The sequence below is a fragment of the Kitasatospora sp. YST-16 genome (assembly GCF_026802215.1).
Lineage (GTDB): Bacteria > Actinomycetota > Actinomycetes > Streptomycetales > Streptomycetaceae > Kitasatospora > Kitasatospora cineracea.
This window is the reverse complement of the sequence record NZ_CP113837.1, coordinates 6,262,675-6,277,573: the sequence shown is the minus strand read 5'-3', so window position 1 is coordinate 6,277,573 and position 14,899 is coordinate 6,262,675. Positions and strand designations below refer to the sequence as shown.

The 14,899-nt window shown below is 74.8% G+C and carries 15 protein-coding genes; 11 read left to right on the top strand and 4 right to left on the bottom strand.

The genetic code is table 11. The annotated features are described in order from the left end of the window. Positions 1-33 precede the first annotated feature (33 nt). The gene (locus OU787_RS28290; RefSeq protein WP_268661037.1) at positions 34-1,260 is read left to right on the top strand and encodes a glycosyltransferase; all 1,227 of its coding nucleotides are present in this window, start codon (positions 34-36) and stop codon (positions 1,258-1,260) included. Positions 1,261-1,282: 22 nt separating this feature from the next. Here the strand turns inward: OU787_RS28290 and OU787_RS28285 are convergent, their stop codons facing one another. Further along, positions 1,283-1,603, bottom strand: a complete 321-nt coding sequence (locus OU787_RS28285; RefSeq protein ID WP_268661036.1) for a hypothetical protein — start codon at positions 1,601-1,603, stop codon at positions 1,283-1,285. A 352-nt stretch (positions 1,604-1,955) separates the two neighbouring features. Here OU787_RS28285 and OU787_RS28280 point away from each other — a divergent pair, with 352 nt between their 5' ends. The 9 genes from OU787_RS28280 (at position 1,956) to OU787_RS28240 (ending at position 9,971) form a co-directional block, all read left to right on the top strand. After that, the gene (locus OU787_RS28280) at positions 1,956-2,339 is read left to right on the top strand and encodes a hypothetical protein (protein ID WP_030463579.1); all 384 of its coding nucleotides are present in this window, start codon (positions 1,956-1,958) and stop codon (positions 2,337-2,339) included. Continuing rightward, the gene (locus OU787_RS28275; protein WP_268661035.1) at positions 2,336-2,605 is read left to right on the top strand and encodes a hypothetical protein; all 270 of its coding nucleotides are present in this window, start codon (positions 2,336-2,338) and stop codon (positions 2,603-2,605) included. Before OU787_RS28280 ends, OU787_RS28275 begins: the two co-directional genes overlap by 4 nt. A gap of 395 nt (positions 2,606-3,000) precedes the next feature. Beyond that, the gene (locus OU787_RS28270) at positions 3,001-3,552 is read left to right on the top strand and encodes a cysteine dioxygenase (RefSeq protein ID WP_268661034.1); all 552 of its coding nucleotides are present in this window, start codon (positions 3,001-3,003) and stop codon (positions 3,550-3,552) included. Continuing rightward, positions 3,546-3,944 (top strand): rhodanese-like domain-containing protein, encoded by a 399-nt coding sequence (locus OU787_RS28265; RefSeq protein ID WP_030463576.1) that lies wholly within the window; start codon positions 3,546-3,548, stop codon positions 3,942-3,944. Before OU787_RS28270 ends, OU787_RS28265 begins: the two co-directional genes overlap by 7 nt. Before the next feature lie 130 nt (positions 3,945-4,074). Continuing rightward, entirely contained in the window at positions 4,075-5,247 is a 1,173-nt protein-coding gene (locus tag OU787_RS28260; protein WP_268661033.1) for an ABC transporter ATP-binding protein, read from the top strand. Continuing rightward, entirely contained in the window at positions 5,234-5,896 is a 663-nt protein-coding gene (locus OU787_RS28255) for an ABC transporter permease (protein ID WP_030463574.1), read from the top strand. Before OU787_RS28260 ends, OU787_RS28255 begins: the two co-directional genes overlap by 14 nt. Beyond that, positions 5,893-6,675: an ABC transporter permease gene (locus OU787_RS28250; protein WP_232795185.1), complete on the top strand. Its 783-nt coding sequence runs from the start codon at positions 5,893-5,895 to the stop codon at positions 6,673-6,675. The genes OU787_RS28255 and OU787_RS28250 overlap by 4 nt, the downstream gene beginning before the upstream one ends. Further along, positions 6,672-7,598, top strand: coding sequence for an ABC transporter substrate-binding protein (locus OU787_RS28245; protein WP_268661032.1), 927 nt, complete (start codon positions 6,672-6,674; stop codon positions 7,596-7,598). Before OU787_RS28250 ends, OU787_RS28245 begins: the two co-directional genes overlap by 4 nt. A gap of 330 nt (positions 7,599-7,928) precedes the next feature. Then, a complete protein-coding gene (locus OU787_RS28240) occupies positions 7,929-9,971 on the top strand; it encodes a glycosyl hydrolase family 18 protein (RefSeq protein WP_268661031.1) in 2,043 nt (680 codons plus the stop codon). 84 nt (positions 9,972-10,055) lie between these two features. Here OU787_RS28240 and OU787_RS28235 read toward each other — a convergent pair whose 3' ends face one another. The 3 genes from OU787_RS28235 to OU787_RS28225 all read right to left on the bottom strand — a co-directional run bounded on the left by OU787_RS28235 (position 10,056) and on the right by OU787_RS28225 (position 13,275). Continuing rightward, positions 10,056-11,327, bottom strand: coding sequence for a multidrug effflux MFS transporter (locus tag OU787_RS28235; RefSeq protein WP_030463570.1), 1,272 nt, complete (start codon positions 11,325-11,327; stop codon positions 10,056-10,058). A gap of 89 nt (positions 11,328-11,416) precedes the next feature. Continuing rightward, a complete protein-coding gene (locus OU787_RS28230) occupies positions 11,417-11,884 on the bottom strand; it encodes a hypothetical protein (protein WP_268661030.1) in 468 nt (155 codons plus the stop codon). Positions 11,885-12,087: 203 nt separating this feature from the next. Continuing rightward, positions 12,088-13,275, bottom strand: coding sequence for an acyl-CoA dehydrogenase family protein (locus tag OU787_RS28225; RefSeq protein ID WP_030463568.1), 1,188 nt, complete (start codon positions 13,273-13,275; stop codon positions 12,088-12,090). Between the two features lie 173 nt (positions 13,276-13,448). Between OU787_RS28225 and OU787_RS28220 the strand changes: the two genes are divergently transcribed. After that, entirely contained in the window at positions 13,449-14,888 is a 1,440-nt protein-coding gene (locus tag OU787_RS28220; protein WP_268661029.1) for a class II fumarate hydratase, read from the top strand. The last annotated feature ends 11 nt before the right edge of the window (positions 14,889-14,899 follow it).

Here is a 14,899-nt window from a genome sequence, read left to right as displayed (position 1 = left end):
ATCCCCCCTGACCTGCGGAAACGAGAGTCGAACATGCGCGTGGTACTGACCTCCTGGGGATCCCGGGGAGACATCGAGCCGCTGGCGGCACTGGCCGCGGAGCTGCGGGCCCGCGGCGCGCGGGTGGTGGTCTGCGCCCCGCCGGACGAGGACTTCGTCGCGCTGCTGGACCGGGTCGGCGTGCCGCTGGTGCCGCTCGGGCCGACGGTGAAGTCGATCGTCGCCAACCCGAAGCCGCCGACCGGGCAGGACGCGTTCAAGCTGGCCCCGGCGCTGGTCGAGGCGCGCTTCGAGACGCTCGCCGCGGTGGCCGCGGAGGGCTGCGACGCCGTCCTGGCGACGGGCCTGATGCCGGCCGGGGCGCGGGACGTCGCGGAGAAGCTGGGCGTCCCGTACGTGCTGGCCTGCTTCCACGTCATGGGGCTGCCGTCGCGGCACTTCCGGCCGGGCCGCCGGCCGGGCACGCCGTCCGCGGCGGACGAGACGGACTACGAGGTGCTGTGGAAGCAGGACGCCGAGCGGGTGGACGCGCTGTACGGCACGGCCGTCGACCGCGGGCGGGCGGCCCTCGGGCTGCCGCCGGTGGACGGCGTCCGCGACCACGTGTTCACGCGGCGGCCGTGGCTGGCGGCGGACCCGGTGCTGTGCCCGTCGGCGGGGATGACCGAGCTCGACCCGGTCCAGACCGGCGCCTGGATCCTGCCGGACACCCGGCCGCTGCCCGCGGACCTGCGGGCGTTCCTGGACGGCGGCGAGCCGCCGGTGTACGTCGGTTTCGGCAGCATGGCCGCGTACGCGCCGGAGGGCGTCGCGCGGGCGGCCGTCGAGGCGGCCCGGGCGCACGGGCGGCGGATCGTCCTCGGGAGCGGGTGGGCCGGACTGGGCGCGGTGGACGACGGTGACGACTGCTTCGTGGTCGGCGAGGTCAACCAGCAGGCGCTGTTCCGCCGGAGCGCCGTCGTCGTGCACCACGGCGGCGCCGGCACCACTACGACCGCGGCCCGGGCCGGGGCCCCGCAGGTGGTCGTGCCGCTGATCGCCGACCAACCCTACTGGGCGTCCCGGATCGCCGAGTTGGGCATCGGGGTGGCCCACCCGGGGCCGGCGCCGACGGTCGCCTCGCTGACGGCGGCCCTGGGGACCGCCCTGGACCCCGGGGTGCGGGCCCGGGCGGAGGCGGTCGCGGCCACCGTCCGGACCGACGGCGCCGCGGTGGCCGCCGGACTCCTGCTCGACCTGGCCGGACGCCCCCGCCCGTAGGGCGCCCCCGACCGGCCGCGCCTCACGGACCGGGCAGGCCGAGGACGGCGGCGGCGAGGCGCTCGCGGAACCAGTGGTGCGCGGGGTCGCCGTCGTTGCGAGGGTGCCGGGCCATGCCGAGTTCCATCGGCGGGAGCCGCAGCGGGATCGGGAAGGCCCGCAGGCCGAGGGCCCGGACGGCGGCGGGCAGCCAGTCGGCGAGGCCGAGGGCGATCAGGTCGGCGTCGCGGGCGAGCAGCATCACCGCGGTGTGGCCGGGCACCACGACGGACACCCGCCGCCGCAGGCCGAGTTCGGCGAGGGGGCGCTCGGCTCCGGCCCGGGCCGCCGACTCCCGGGCCACCAACTCCCGTGCCGCCTCACGGTGTTCGACACGCTGACGGGCGAACGCCGGGCCTCGCTGGAGACCGGCCGCTTCCCCGGACGGCCGGCTCGGCTACCTGGCCGCCGTGGAGTCCTCCACCTCGGACGTGGTCGACCTGGAGACCTTCGAGTTGCCGGCCCGGCTGGACGTCCCCAGGCGCGGCGAGCCCGGCGCCCGGCCTGAGCGGCTCTGCCCCGACCCGCCCGTCCGTCCGCCCGTCCGTCCGCCCGCCCGCCCGGCGGCCGGTTCCACAGGGTTTCCACAAGAAGCCTCCGTACGGTCCGTGGTGGCCGGGGAGACCGGCCGGGATTCGGAGTGGAAGGGGAGACCCATGCGCATCAACCGGGCGGCGGCCGCCGTCGGAGTGCTGGCGTTGGCGGGCGCGTTCCTGGCTGCGGGGCCCGCGCAGGCGGCGGGCGGGGCGCCGAAGGGGGACGGGGCGAAGGCGGTCTGCAAGCGGCTGCCGAAGACCCAGGAGCGGATCGACAAGGCGCTGGACCGGCTGAACGGCGACGCCACCGTCAGCGGTTCGGTGGCCCGGCTGCAGCAGCGGGTGGACAACGCCCACAAGGCGGGGCACGCCGAGATCGAGAAGTACCTGAACGACCGGCTGACCTTCCGCCGCAGCCTGCTGCCGACGCTGCAGACCCGCAAGGCGGACCTGGCCGCGGTGGCCGGCTGGTGCGCGAAGAACGCCCCGGCGGCCGGGAAGTGACCCGTCGGCCCGCCGCCGCGCGAGCCGCCCTGGCGGCCCTGGCGCTGGCCTCGGCCGCTCTGCTGACGGCCTGCGGCCCGACCTCCGGCGCCGCCGGGGGCGGCAGCGCGCCCGACGACGCCCAGCAGGTCCAGCAGATGCAGCAGAAGGTGGACGCCGCGGACAGCGCCGCCGCCCAGGCCGACTCCGACGCCGCCCAGCCGGACACCGACACCGGCCCGAGCACCGGTACGGGCACCGGCACCGGCACCGGCACCGGCAACTGAGAGAACGCCCCCGAGAACCCCGACGGCCCGCGCCCTCCCCGGAGCGCGGGCCGTCGGCATGCCCGGGAAATGAGACGGATGCGTCCACGATCCGACCACCGGCGTGGCGGAACTTGACGCGCCGCCGCCGGGTCGTGAACCATCGGCGGCATGAACTCCGGCACCTTCCTGGTCTGCCGCCTGCACGTCGATCTGCGACGCCAGGCGAGCGACATGTGTGCCTGCTGTTGACGCTCTTCGCGTAACCTCCGTGCGCGCCCGGTGAGTTGACCCGGGGCCTCGCACCCCCCTCGCGTCACCCTCCCCTTTCCCCCTGCCGTCCCGCGTCCCCACCGCCCGTGCCCCGGCACGCGCACCGGCGCTGGCGGCCGCCCCGGCACACCCCGGAGGAACCCATGAGCATCGACCTGGCCACCGTCCCATCCACCGCCACCACCACCCCGCCGACCGCCGCCACCGCCGCGACCGCCCCGCCGACCGCCGCGCCCCGCCCCCCGCTCTCCCCGAACGCGCTGCGCCGGATCGTCCGCGACCTGGCCGAGCGGCCCGAGCGCTGGCTGCACCGGGTGCGGCTGTCCGCGGAGGAGCGCTGGTACGAGCGGCTGGAGCTGGCGGAGGACTACGAGGTGTGGCTGATCAGCTGGCTGCCGGGGCAGTCCACCGGGTTCCACGACCACGGGGGCTCGCGCGGGGCGTTCACGGTGGCGCTGGGCGAGTTGGAGGAGCTGGCGCTGGCGGGGCCGGAGCACGGGCTGACGGTGCGCAGGCTGGCGTCGGGCACCGAGCGGGCGTTCGGGCCGCAGTACCTGCACGACGTGCGCAACACCGCGCAGGGCCCGGCGGTGACGCTGCACGCGTACTCGCCGCCGCTGAGCGAGATGGCGCACTACGAACTGCGGGCCGGCGGCCTGGTGCGGACCTCCACGGAAGGTGCGGAGCAGTGGTGACCACGGTGGACCAGTTGGTGGCGGCGGCCCGGGCGGGCCTGGACCGGCCGGACCCGGCCCGGGCCTGGGCCGAAGTGACCGCCGGGGCGCAGCTGGTGGACATCCGCCCGGCCGCGCAGCGGGCCCGCGAGGGGGAGATCCCGGGGGCGCTGGTGATCGAGCGGAACGTGCTGGAGTGGCGGCTGGACCCGACCGGCAGCCACCGGATCCCGGAGGCGGTGGACCACGGGGTGCGGTGGATCGTGGTGTGCTCGGAGGGGTACGCGTCCTCGCTGGCGGCGGCCTCGCTGCAGGCGCTGGGGCTGCACCGGGCGACCGACCTGGACGGCGGTTTCGTGGCCTGGGCGGCGGCCGGGCTGCCCACCCGTTCGGTTGATCAAGGTTTGCGGTGATCCCCCCGAGGGAAGCCGGTCAAGCGACGCATTCAGACCACTGTTCGATAACTGCGCCCGCCCCGAGCGGCGGGCGCAGTGCCGTTCCGGCCGATCCAGCCGATCCGGCCGACCCTCCGAGGACCCTTCCGTGATCAGATTCGAGGGCGCCGCCAAGCGCCACCCCGACGGCACGGTCGCCGTCCGTGGCCTGGAACTGGACGTTCCGGCGGGCCGGACCACCGTGCTGGTCGGGCCGTCCGGCTGCGGCAAGACCACCATCCTGCGGATGGTCAACCGGATGGTGGTGCCCACCGCCGGCCGGGTGCTGCTGGACGGGGCCGACGTGGCGGGGCTGCCCGCAGCGCAACTGCGGCGCGGCATCGGGTACGTGATCCAGCAGGCGGGCCTGTTCCCGCACCGCCGGGTGATCGACAACGTGGCGACGGTGCCCCGGCTGCTCGGCTGGGACCGCAAGCGGGCCCGGGCCCGGGCCGCCGAACTGCTGGAGCTGGTCGGCCTGCCGCCGGAGACCGCCCGCCGGTACCCGGCGCAGCTCTCCGGCGGCCAGCAGCAACGGGTGGGCGTGGCAAGAGCGTTGGCGGCCGACCCGCCGGTGCTGCTGATGGACGAGCCGTTCAGCGCGGTCGACCCGCTGGTGCGCGCCGGTCTCCAGGAGGAACTGCTGCGCCTGCAGGCCGAGTTGGGCAAGACGGTGCTGTTCGTGACGCACGACATCGAGGAGGCGGTCCGGCTCGGCGACCGGGTGGTGGTGCTCCGCGAGCACGGCGAGATCGCCCAACTCGCGGATCCGCACACCCTGTTGACCGCCCCGGCGGACGCCGGCGTGGCGGCCTTCCTGGGCCGCGACCGCGGCCTGCGCGGGCTGGGCCTGCGCCCGGCCGGCGCCGTCCCGCTCGAACCGCTCGAACCCTCGTACGGCGACTGGCAGTTGGCGCTCGACCCGGAGGGCCGCCCGGAGCACTGGGTGCGCGGCGCCGAGCGCCACCCGGCCCCGGTGTTCGCCCCGTCCCGGGACTCGCTGCGCTCCGCGCTGGACGCGGCCCTGCTCGCCCCGTCCGGCCTGGCCGTCGCGGTGGACGACGCGGGCCGCGCGGTCGGCACCGCGAGCCGCGCCGCCGTCGTCGAGGCACTGGCCCGGTCCCAGGAGGCCGCACAGCCCCAGGCGAAGGCCCCGGAGACCGGCCCGGCCCCGCAGACCGGTAGCACCCCGACGACCCCGGAGACCGGGAAGACCCGGACGGCGACCCCGGCGACCCCGGAGGCCCCCGACGCTGCGCAGGTGCCGCATGCTGGACGGTGAGCCGCTGATCCGCTGGCGCTGGCTCGGCGACCACCTCGGCTACCTGGGCGACCTGACGGCCGACCACGCGGTGATCGCCCTGGTGCCGGTGCTGCTGGCGCTGCTGCTGGCGGTGCCGCTGGGCCTGGCCTGCGCGCGCTTCCCGCGGCTGTACCAGCCGCTGGCGGCGGTGTTCAACGTGGTGTACGCGCTGCCCTCGCTGGCGGTGTTCGTGGTGCTGATCCCGTACACGGGGCTGGCCACCCGGGAGACCGTGATGGTGCCGCTGACCTGCTACGCGCTGGCGGTGCTGCTGCCGACCGCGGTGGACGGGCTGCGGGCGGTGCCGGAGCCGGTGCGGCAGGCGGCCACCGCGATGGGCTACGGCCCGTGGCGGCGGCTGGCGGCGGTCGAACTCCCGGCGTCCGTGCCGTACTTGATCGGGGGGCTGCGGGTGGCCGCGGTGTCCTCGATCTCGCTGGCGGCGGTGGGGGCGCTGGTCGGCCGGGGCGGCCTGGGCTACCTGTTCGTGGACGGCTTCCAGCGGACCTTCCCGACGCCGATCCTGGCCGGGATCGTGCTGGTGGCTCTGCTCGCGCTGGCCGCCGACCTGCTGCTGCTGGCGGCCCGCCGGGTGCTGGCGCCGTGGTCGCGGGGGGTGGCGCGGTGAACTGGCTGGGCTGGCTGCACGACTTCTTCGCCGATCCGGCGCACCGCTCCGGGCCGGACTCGATCGTCCACCGGGTGCTGGAGCACCTGGCGTTCTCCGCCGAGGCGCTCGGCCTGGCCGCGCTGGTGGCGCTGCCGCTGGGCCTGCTGATCGGCTACTCGGGGCGCGGGCTGTTCCTGGTGACGGCGCTGGCCGGCGTGGCGCGCGCCCTGCCGACCCTGGGCCTGGTGACGCTGGCGGTGCTGCTGGCGGGCGTCGGCGAGACGGCGGTGCTGCTGCCGCTGACCGCGCTGGCCGCGCCGCCGATGCTGGTGGCCGCCGCCGAGGGGGTGCGCGGCACCGACCCGGACGTCCGGGACGCGGCCCGCGGCATCGGCCTGACGCACCCGCAGACCCTGCTGCGGGTGTGCGTGCCGGCCGCCGCGCCGACCCTGCTGGCGGGGGTGCGGACGGCGTCGGTGCAGGTGATCGCCACCGCCACGGTCGCCGCGTACGTCGGCCTCGGCGGGCTGGGCCGGTACGTGATCGACGGGCTGGCCACCCGGAACTACCCGACCACGGTCGGCGGCGCCCTGCTGGTGGTGCTGCTGGCGGTGGCCGTCCAACTGCTGTTCGCCCTGTTCGTCCGGCTCGCGTCGCCGCCCGGCGCGCGACCGGTCCGTGCCGTCCGCCGTGTCCGTGCCGCCGGTTCCGCCGGTGGCGGGGGCGCGTCCGCGGGCGGCTCCGCTCCCGACGACGATCCCGCGGGCTCCCCCGCTCTCGTGAAGGAATCCCCATGACGACCCGTCCGGTCCGAACCGCCCTCGCCGTCCTCCTGCTGGCGGGCGCGGCGGCCTGCTCCTCCTCCGGCGGCGGCGACCCGCTGGCCGCGAAGTCCTCCGGCCCGGCGGCGTCCGCCCCGGCCGGGGGCTCCGGGAAGACCGTGGTGGTCGGCTCGGCGAACTTCCCGGAGAACGTGCTGCTCGCCTCGATCTACTCGCAGGCCCTGAAGGCCAAGGGCGTGCCGGTGGAGGAGAAGTTCAACATCGGCAGCCGCGAACTGCTGTACGGGCAGCTGCAGTCGGGTGCGCTGACGGTGCTGCCGGAGTACAACGGCGCGCTGCTGGGCTACCTGGACGCCAAGTCGACCGCCACCGGCAAGGACGCGGTGAACACCGAGCTGAAGGCCAAGCTGCCGGCCGGGCTGGCGATCCTGGACTCCTCGGCCGCCGAGGACAAGGACTCGCTGACGGTCACCCAGGAGACCGCCGACAAGCTGGGCGTGAAGTCGATAGCCGACCTGGCGGGCAAGGCGCAGGACCTGGTGGTCGGCGGCCCGCCGGAGTTCAAGTCCCGCCGCGAGCAGCAGTTCAAGGACGCCTACGGGCTGACCTTCAAGGAGTGGAAGCCGACCGGCGACACCACCGCCAACGCGCTGAAGGACGGCACCGTCCAGGTCGGCAACGTGTTCACCACCGACCCGAAGCTGGTCCAGCTGAAGCTGGTGTCGCTGGCTGACCCGAAGAACGTGTTCAGCGCGCAGAACGTCACCCCGCTGGTGAACCAGGCCGGTCTGGACGCCACCGGGACGGCCGCGCTGAACGCGGTCTCGGCGAAGCTCGACACGGCCGGGCTGACCGCGCTGATGAAGCGCGTCGCGGTCGACAAGGAGGACCCGGCGGCGGTCGCCGCGGCCTGGCTGAAGAGCAGCGGCCTGAACTGACCCGCGCCGCCCGTCGGCCCCGCACCGAGCAGTCGGGTGCGGGGCCGACGGCACGTCAAGGCCCTGATGTACAAGGCTTGGTAAAGCTCTCCGGGCCTGCTCCGACCTGTGCTCCAGTGAACTGTAAAGAGTCTTGACAGACGCAGTGGTCCAGACCAACCATGAGTCCGCTGTACTTCCCGACCGGAACGCATCGTGGGGGTGTGACCACCGGCCGGGGCAAGCAGTACTGCCCCGCACCACCCCGGCACTCCCTGTACCAGGCCAGACCCACGCCCCGTGCCCGAACACCGGCACGCGGGCCCTCCTCCCATGCCTGATGGAGACTCGATGCGCCTTCACCGACCACTCCAAGCGCTGCTCGCCACCGGCGCGATGGCGGCCGCCTCGCTGGGGCTGATCTCCGCCCCCGCGCAGGCCGCCACCCCGCTGCCGCAGCACGTCTTCGCCCCGTACTTCGAGGCGTGGACCGGCGACAACCCGGCCACCCTGGCCGCCCAGTCCGGCGCCAAGAACCTGACCATGGCGTTCCTGCAGGCCGCCACCAAGGGCTCCTGCACCGCGCTGTGGAACGGCGACACCTCGATGCCGGTGTCCAACTCGGTCTTCGGCGCCGACATCGCCACCATCCGCGCCAACGGCGGCGACGTGATCCCGTCCTTCGGCGGCTACACCGCCGACAACACCGGCACCGAGATCGCCGACTCCTGCACGGACGTCAACCAGATCGCCGCCGCGTTCGAGAACGTCATCACCACCTACGACGTCTCCCGGATCGACCTGGACATCGAGGACAACTCGCTGACCAACACGGCCGGCATCGACCGCCGCAACAAGGCGATCAAGATCGTCGAGGACTGGGCCGCCGCCAACGGCCGCAACATCCAGTTCAGCTACACCCTGCCGACCACCACCAGCGGCCTGGCCTCCAGCGGCCTCGCGGTGCTGAAGAACGCGGTCAGCAACAACGCGCGGATCGACGTCGTCAACATGATGACGTTCGACTACTACGACAACCAGCCGCACGACATGGCCGCGGACACCCAGACCTCCGCCCAGGGCCTGTACAACCAGCTGGCCAAGCTGTACCCGACGAAGACCTCCACCCAGCTGTGGAACTCGATCGGCATCATCGAGATGATCGGCATCGACGACTTCGGCGCCGCCGAGACCTTCACCGTCGCCAACGCCAACACGGTCTACGACTGGGCCGTCTCCAAGGGCATCAACACCCTGTCCTTCTGGGCGCTGCAGCGTGACAACGGCGGCTGCGCGGGCACCGCCGGGTCGGACAGCTGCTCCGGCATCGCGCAGGGCACCTGGGACTTCAGCCACATCTTCTCGAAGTTCACCAGCTCCTCCGTCCCGGCCAACGACTTCTCGGTGTCGCTGAGCCCGGCCACCGGCTCGGTCACCGCCGGCGCGTCCACCTCGGCGACCGTCAGCACCGCGGTCACCTCCGGCTCGGCGCAGAGCGTCAACCTGTCGGTCACCGGCGCCCCGGCGGGCGTCACCGCCTCGCTGAGCGCCTCCACCGTCACCGCGGGCGGCTCCGCCACCCTGAACGTCGCCACCACCGCGGGCGTCGCCAACGGCAGCTACCCGCTGACCGTGACCGGCACCGGCGCGAGCGGCACCCACTCGGCGACCTACACCCTGACCGTCACCGGCGGCACCACCGCCTCCGACTTCTCGGTCGCGCTCGCCCCCGCCGCGGGCTCGGTCCAGGCCGGCTCAGCCGCCTCCAGCACCGTGAACACCGCGGTCACCTCCGGCACCGCCGCGACCGTCAACCTGACCGTCTCCGGCGCCCCGGCGGGCGTCACCGCCTCGCTGAGCGCCTCCAGCGTCACCGCGGGCGGCTCCGCCACCCTGAACGTCGCCACCACCGCCGCCGCGGCCCCGGGCACCTACACCCTGACCGTCACCGGCACCGGCGCGGGCAAGACCCACACCGCCACCTACGCGCTGACCGTCACCGGCACCACCCCGACCGGCGGCCTGGTCAACGGCGACCTGGAGGGCGGCCTCGCCCCGTGGACCTGCCAGAGCGGCGGCGGCGTGGTCTCCACTCCGGTGCACGGCGGCTCCAAGGCCCTGCAGGCGGCGCCCACCGCCGGCACCACCGGTGAGTGCGACCAGACCGTCACCCTGGCCCCGAACCACGCGTACACCCTGACCGCCTGGGTCCAGGGCCCGTACTCGTACGTCGGCGTCAGCGGCGGCGCCACCGCCTCCACCTGGGCCAACGGCTCCTCCTGGACCAAGGTGAGCGTCCCGTTCACCACCGGCGCCAACGGCACCGTCACGGTCTACCTGCACGGCTGGTACGGCCAGGGCTCGGTCTACGGCGACGACTTCTCGATCGCCTGACACCCCCCGCTCCACGAACCGGGCCCGGCCGGTGGCACCCGCCACCGGCCGGGCCCGGCCGCTTCCTCCCCCGTCCCCGCGGTCTCAGCGCCCCCGGCACAGCGGCAGGAAGGATCCCAGTGCCAGCAGCGCGCAGCCCAGCACCACCGCGCCGAGCACCGTCGCGGACGGGTGCCCGCCCAGGCTGCTGAGCGGGGCGACCACCGCGCCGCACAGGTAGGTGCCGGTGCCCAGCAGCGCGGACGCCGACCCGGCGGCGTGCGGGGCCATGGTCAGCGCCTGCCCGTTGGCGTTCGGCAGGATGACGCCCATCGCGCCCATCAGCACCGTCAGCGCGGGCCACACCCCGGCCAGCCCGGTGTCCCACACCGTGGTGCACAGCACCACGGCGGCCCCGGCCAGCGCCGCCGCGCCCAGGCCGCAGACCAGCAGCGTCCGCTCCGAGTAGCGCTGCACCAGGAACCGCCCGTTGAACTGGGTGACGGCCAGCAGCGAGACCGAGTTGACCGCGAACACCAGGCTGTAGGTCTGCGGGGTGATCCGGTACACCTCCTGCAGCACCACCGAGGAGCCGCCGACGTACGCGAACAGCGCGCCGAACGCGAAGGTGCTGACCAGCAGGTAGCCGAGGAACACCCGGTCGCGCAGCAGCCCGCCGATCGCCCGGACCGTGGTGCCCAGCCCGCCGCCGTGCCGCCGCTCCGGCGGCAGCGTCTCCCCGATGCCGAACCCGCAGGCCACGGTGAGCACCGCGCCCAGCAGCGCCAGCGCGACGAAGGTCCCGCGCCAGTCGGTGACGTGCAGCAGCTGGGCACCGGCCAGCGGCGCGACGATCGGGGCCAGGCCGGAGATCAGGCCCATGGTCGCCAGGAACCGGATCATCGCGGTCCCCTCCAACCGGTCCCGGACGGTCGCCCGGGCGATCACCAGCGCGGCCGAGCCCGCCGCGCCCTGCACCACCCGGCCCGCCACCAGCAGCGGCATCGAGTCGGCGAACGCGCACAGCAGGCTGGCGGCGGTGAACGCGGCCAGGCCCGCCAGCATCGGGCGGCGGCGGCCGAGCCGGTCGCTGAGCGGGCCGAACAGCAGCTGGCCGAGCACCATGCCGAGCAGCGAACCGGTCAGGGTGAGCTGGGCGGCCGCGGCGGTGGAGCCCAGGTCCGCGGTCAGGTCGGGCAGCGCGGGCAGGTACAGGTCGGTGGTGAACGGCCCGAGCGCGACCAGGCAGCCCAGGGTGATCACGGTGGCGGTGGCGAACGGGGCACGCTGCGGGGCCTGCGCGGCCTCCTGCGCCGGACGGAGCGGGACGTCGGGTGCGGTCTGGTCGCCGTCGGGGTCGACGGTCGGGCCTGGCATGGGGCTCCTCACGGATGGCGGGGTGTGCGCACCGTCCTATCCCATCCGCCCGCCGCCGGGGAAGCCGACCCCCGCCCGGGGCGCCCCCGTCAGCCGGTCGGACCGGCGGTGCGGGCCCCGGCGGCGGCCGGGGCGCCCCGCCAGCCGTAGAGCTGGTCGCCGACCAGCGCGACGTCGTACTGCCCGCAGTGCGCGGTGGCCCGCCGCGGGGTGTCGGTGGGGAACCAGTGCGCGCGCAGGTGCGGGTCGTCCAGGGTGTGGCCGGTGGTGGTGCAGGCCGTGGGCAGCGCCCGGTCCGGGACGGTGGCCCGGATCAGCCGCTCGCCCCCGTCCCCGGACGCCAGGAAGGCGATGCCGGTGGCCGAGTCGGGCAGCCAGCGCGGCACCTCGGTCCGGTCGGCCTTGGCCGCGGACCCGTTGGGGTAGCGGACGGTCTGGTCCAGCCGGTCCTGCACCCGCTGGATCGCCGCCGGAGCCACCATCACCAGCAGCATCGCCGCGGCCGCCCCGCCGACCACCACCGTCGCCGCCGCCCGCCTGCTCCGCTCGCCGCCCATCGCCCCGCACCCCTTTTCCGCCGCTCCGAACCCTTACCCTCCATCCTCGGCGCGCCCGTCCCCCGGATCCATGCGCACCAGGTACCGACCCGGGTCAGCCGGAAGTCGGACCCCGGCCCCCCGACCCCCGACTTCCGGCGGACCCGCCCCTCCCGGCAGGAGGACCGAGCGGTGGGAGCGGGCGGTGGGACCGGGCCGGGCGATCAGCGGTAGGCGGACTCGCCGGTGATCGCCTCGCCGAGGACCAGGGTGTGCACCTCCGAGGTGCCCTCGTAGGTGAGGACCGATTCGAGGTTGTTGGCGTGCCGGAGCACCGGGTAGGCGGTGGTGATGCCGTTGGCGCCGAGGATGGTGCGGGCGGTGCGGGCGATCTCCAGCGCGGTGCGGACGTTGTTGAGCTTGCCGAAGGAGATGTGCGCGGCCTGGGCGCGGCCCGCGTCCTTGAGCCGGCCGATCCGCACCGCGACCAGGTAGGCCTTCTCCAACTCCAGGGCCATGTCGACGAGTTTGGCCTGGGTGAGCTGGAAGCCGCCGATCGGGCGGCCGAACTGGACCCGGTCGCGGGCGTAGTCGACGGCGGCCCGGTAGCAGTCCCGGGCGGCGCCGACGGTGCCCCACAGGATGCCGTAGCGGGCCTCGCCGAGCGAGGCCAGCGGGGCGCGCAGGCCGCGGGCCTGCGGGAGCTGCGCGTCGGCGGGCAACCGGACGCCGTCGAAGGCGAGTTCGCTGGTGACGGAGGCGCGCAGGGAGAGCTTGCCGGGGATGTCGCGGGCGGTGAGACCGGGGGTGCCGCGCGGGACGAGGAAGCCGCGCACGCCGTCCTCGGTGCCCGCCCAGACCACGGCGACGTCGGAGACCGAGCCGTTGGTGATCCACATCTTGGCGCCGTCCAGGATCCAGTCGCCGCCGTCGCGCCGGGCCCGGGTGCGCATCGAGGCCGGGTCGGAGCCGGCCTCCGGTTCGGTGAGGCCGAAGCAGCCGACGGCCCGTCCGGCGGCCAACTCCGGGAGCCAGTGCCGCTTCTGCTCCTCGGAGCCGTAGGCGTGGATGGAGCGCATGGCGAGCGAGCCCTGCACCGAGACGAAGCTGCGCAGCCCGGAGTCGGCGGCTTCGAGCTCCATGCAGGCCACCCCGTACTCGGTGGCGGTGGAGCCGGTGCAGCCGTAGCCCTCCAGGTGCATGCCGAGGACGCCCAGCTTGCCGAGTTCGGGGGCGAGTTCGCGCACCGGGAAGGTGCCCCGCTCGTACCAGTCGGCGAGGTGCGGGCGGACGTGCCGGTCGGTGAAGGCCCGGACGCTGTCGCGGACCAGCCGCTCGTCCTCGGTGAGCAGTTCGTCGACGCCGAGCAGGTCGAGCGGGTCGGGTCGGCCGGCGGGTGCGGCGGTGGCCATGGGCGGGCTCCTCGGAGGGTGTGGGCAAGGGTGGTGCCACCGCTGTCCCTACCGGTCGGTACGCCGCCCGGTCAAGGGCGCCGCGGCGGCGGCCGTCGGCGACACGCGGTCCGGCCGGGCCGGGAATGCCGGGCGCCCGTGGAAGGCTGACCGATCCAGGAGGTGTACCGACCATGGCGGACGGACAGCAGGACCGGCAGCACGGGCAGCAGGACGGGCAGCAGTGGCGGACCGAGCACGACTCGATGGGCGAGGTCAGGGTCCCGGCGGCGGCCAAGTGGCGGGCGCAGACCCAGCGCGCGGTGGAGAACTTCCCGGTGTCGGGGCAGCGCCTGGAGCGCGCCCACATCGCGGCGCTGGCCCGGATCAAGGCGGCCGCGGCCACCGTCAACGCCGGGCTGGGGGTGCTGGACGAGGAGACCGCGGCGGCGATCCGGTCGGCGGCCGAGGAGGTGGCCGAGGGCCGCTGGGACGACCAGTTCCCGGTGGACGTGTTCCAGACCGGCTCCGGCACCTCGTCGAACATGAACGCCAACGAGGTGATCGCCACCCTGGCCGCCGAGCGCCTGGGCCGCCCGGTGCACCCGAACGACCAGGTCAACGCCTCGCAGTCGTCGAACGACGTCTTCCCGTCCTCGATCCACGTGGCGGCCACCGGCGCGGTCCTGCACGAGCTGGTCCCGGCGCTGGAGCACCTGGCGCGGGCGCTGGAGGCCAAGTCCGCCGAGTTCGCGGGCGTCGTCAAGTCCGGCCGCACCCACCTGATGGACGCCACTCCGGTGACGCTCGGCCAGGAGTTCAGCGGCTACGCGGCCCAGGTCCGGTACGGCGTCGAGCGCCTGCGCGCCACGCTCCCCCGGGTCGCCGAACTACCGCTCGGCGGCACGGCGGTGGGCACCGGCATCAACACCCCGCCGGGCTTCTCGGCGGCCGTCATCGCCGAGGTCGCCCGCGCCACCGGCCTGCCGCTGACCGAGGCCCGCGACCACTTCGAGGCCCAGGGCGCCCGGGACGGCCTGGTCGAGCTCAGCGGACAGCTCCGCACGATCGCCGCCGGCTTCACCAAGATCGCCAACGACCTGCGCTGGATGGGCTCCGGCCCGCGCACCGGCCTCGCCGAGATCAACCTCCCCGACCTGCAGCCCGGTTCCTCGATCATGCCCGGCAAGGTCAACCCGGTGCTGCCCGAGGTGGTCCTGATGGTCGCCGCGCAGGTGATCGGCAACGACACCACCGTCACGGTGGCCGGCGCGAGCGGCAACTTCGAGCTCAACGTGATGCTCCCGGTGATCGCCCGCAACGTGCTGGAGTCGGTCCGCCTGCTCACCACCTCCGCCCGCCTGCTGGCCGACCGCACCGTCGACGGCATCACCGCCAACGCCGAGCGCACCCGCGAGTACGCCGAGTCCTCGCCCTCCGTCGTCACCCCGCTCAACCGCTACCTCGGCTACGAGGAGGCGGCGAAGGTCGCCAAGCAGTCGCTGGCCGAGCGCCGGACGATCCGCCAGGTGGTCCTCGACCGCGGCTACGTCGAGCGCGGCCTGCTCACCGAGGCCCAGCTCGACGAGGCGCTCGACGTCCTGCGGATGACCCGCCCGCAGGACGCCGACTGACGCCGACTGAC

Excerpts from the sequence above, each read along its gene's own strand:
- OU787_RS28290 (WP_268661037.1), top strand. The coding sequence starts at position 34 with ATGCGCGTGGTACTGACCTCCTGGGGATCCCGGGGAGACATCGAGCCG.
- OU787_RS28280 (WP_030463579.1), top strand. The coding sequence starts at position 1,956 with ATGCGCATCAACCGGGCGGCGGCCGCCGTCGGAGTGCTGGCGTTGGCG.
- OU787_RS28270 (WP_268661034.1), top strand. The coding sequence starts at position 3,001 with ATGAGCATCGACCTGGCCACCGTCCCATCCACCGCCACCACCACCCCG.
- OU787_RS28255 (WP_030463574.1), top strand. The coding sequence starts at position 5,234 with ATGCTGGACGGTGAGCCGCTGATCCGCTGGCGCTGGCTCGGCGACCAC.
- OU787_RS28245 (WP_268661032.1), top strand. The coding sequence starts at position 6,672 with ATGACGACCCGTCCGGTCCGAACCGCCCTCGCCGTCCTCCTGCTGGCG.
- OU787_RS28240 (WP_268661031.1), top strand. The coding sequence starts at position 7,929 with ATGCGCCTTCACCGACCACTCCAAGCGCTGCTCGCCACCGGCGCGATG.
- OU787_RS28235 (WP_030463570.1), bottom strand. The coding sequence starts at position 11,327 with ATGCCAGGCCCGACCGTCGACCCCGACGGCGACCAGACCGCACCCGAC.
- OU787_RS28230 (WP_268661030.1), bottom strand. The coding sequence starts at position 11,884 with ATGGGCGGCGAGCGGAGCAGGCGGGCGGCGGCGACGGTGGTGGTCGGC.
- OU787_RS28225 (WP_030463568.1), bottom strand. The coding sequence starts at position 13,275 with ATGGCCACCGCCGCACCCGCCGGCCGACCCGACCCGCTCGACCTGCTC.
- OU787_RS28220 (WP_268661029.1), top strand. The coding sequence starts at position 13,449 with ATGGCGGACGGACAGCAGGACCGGCAGCACGGGCAGCAGGACGGGCAG.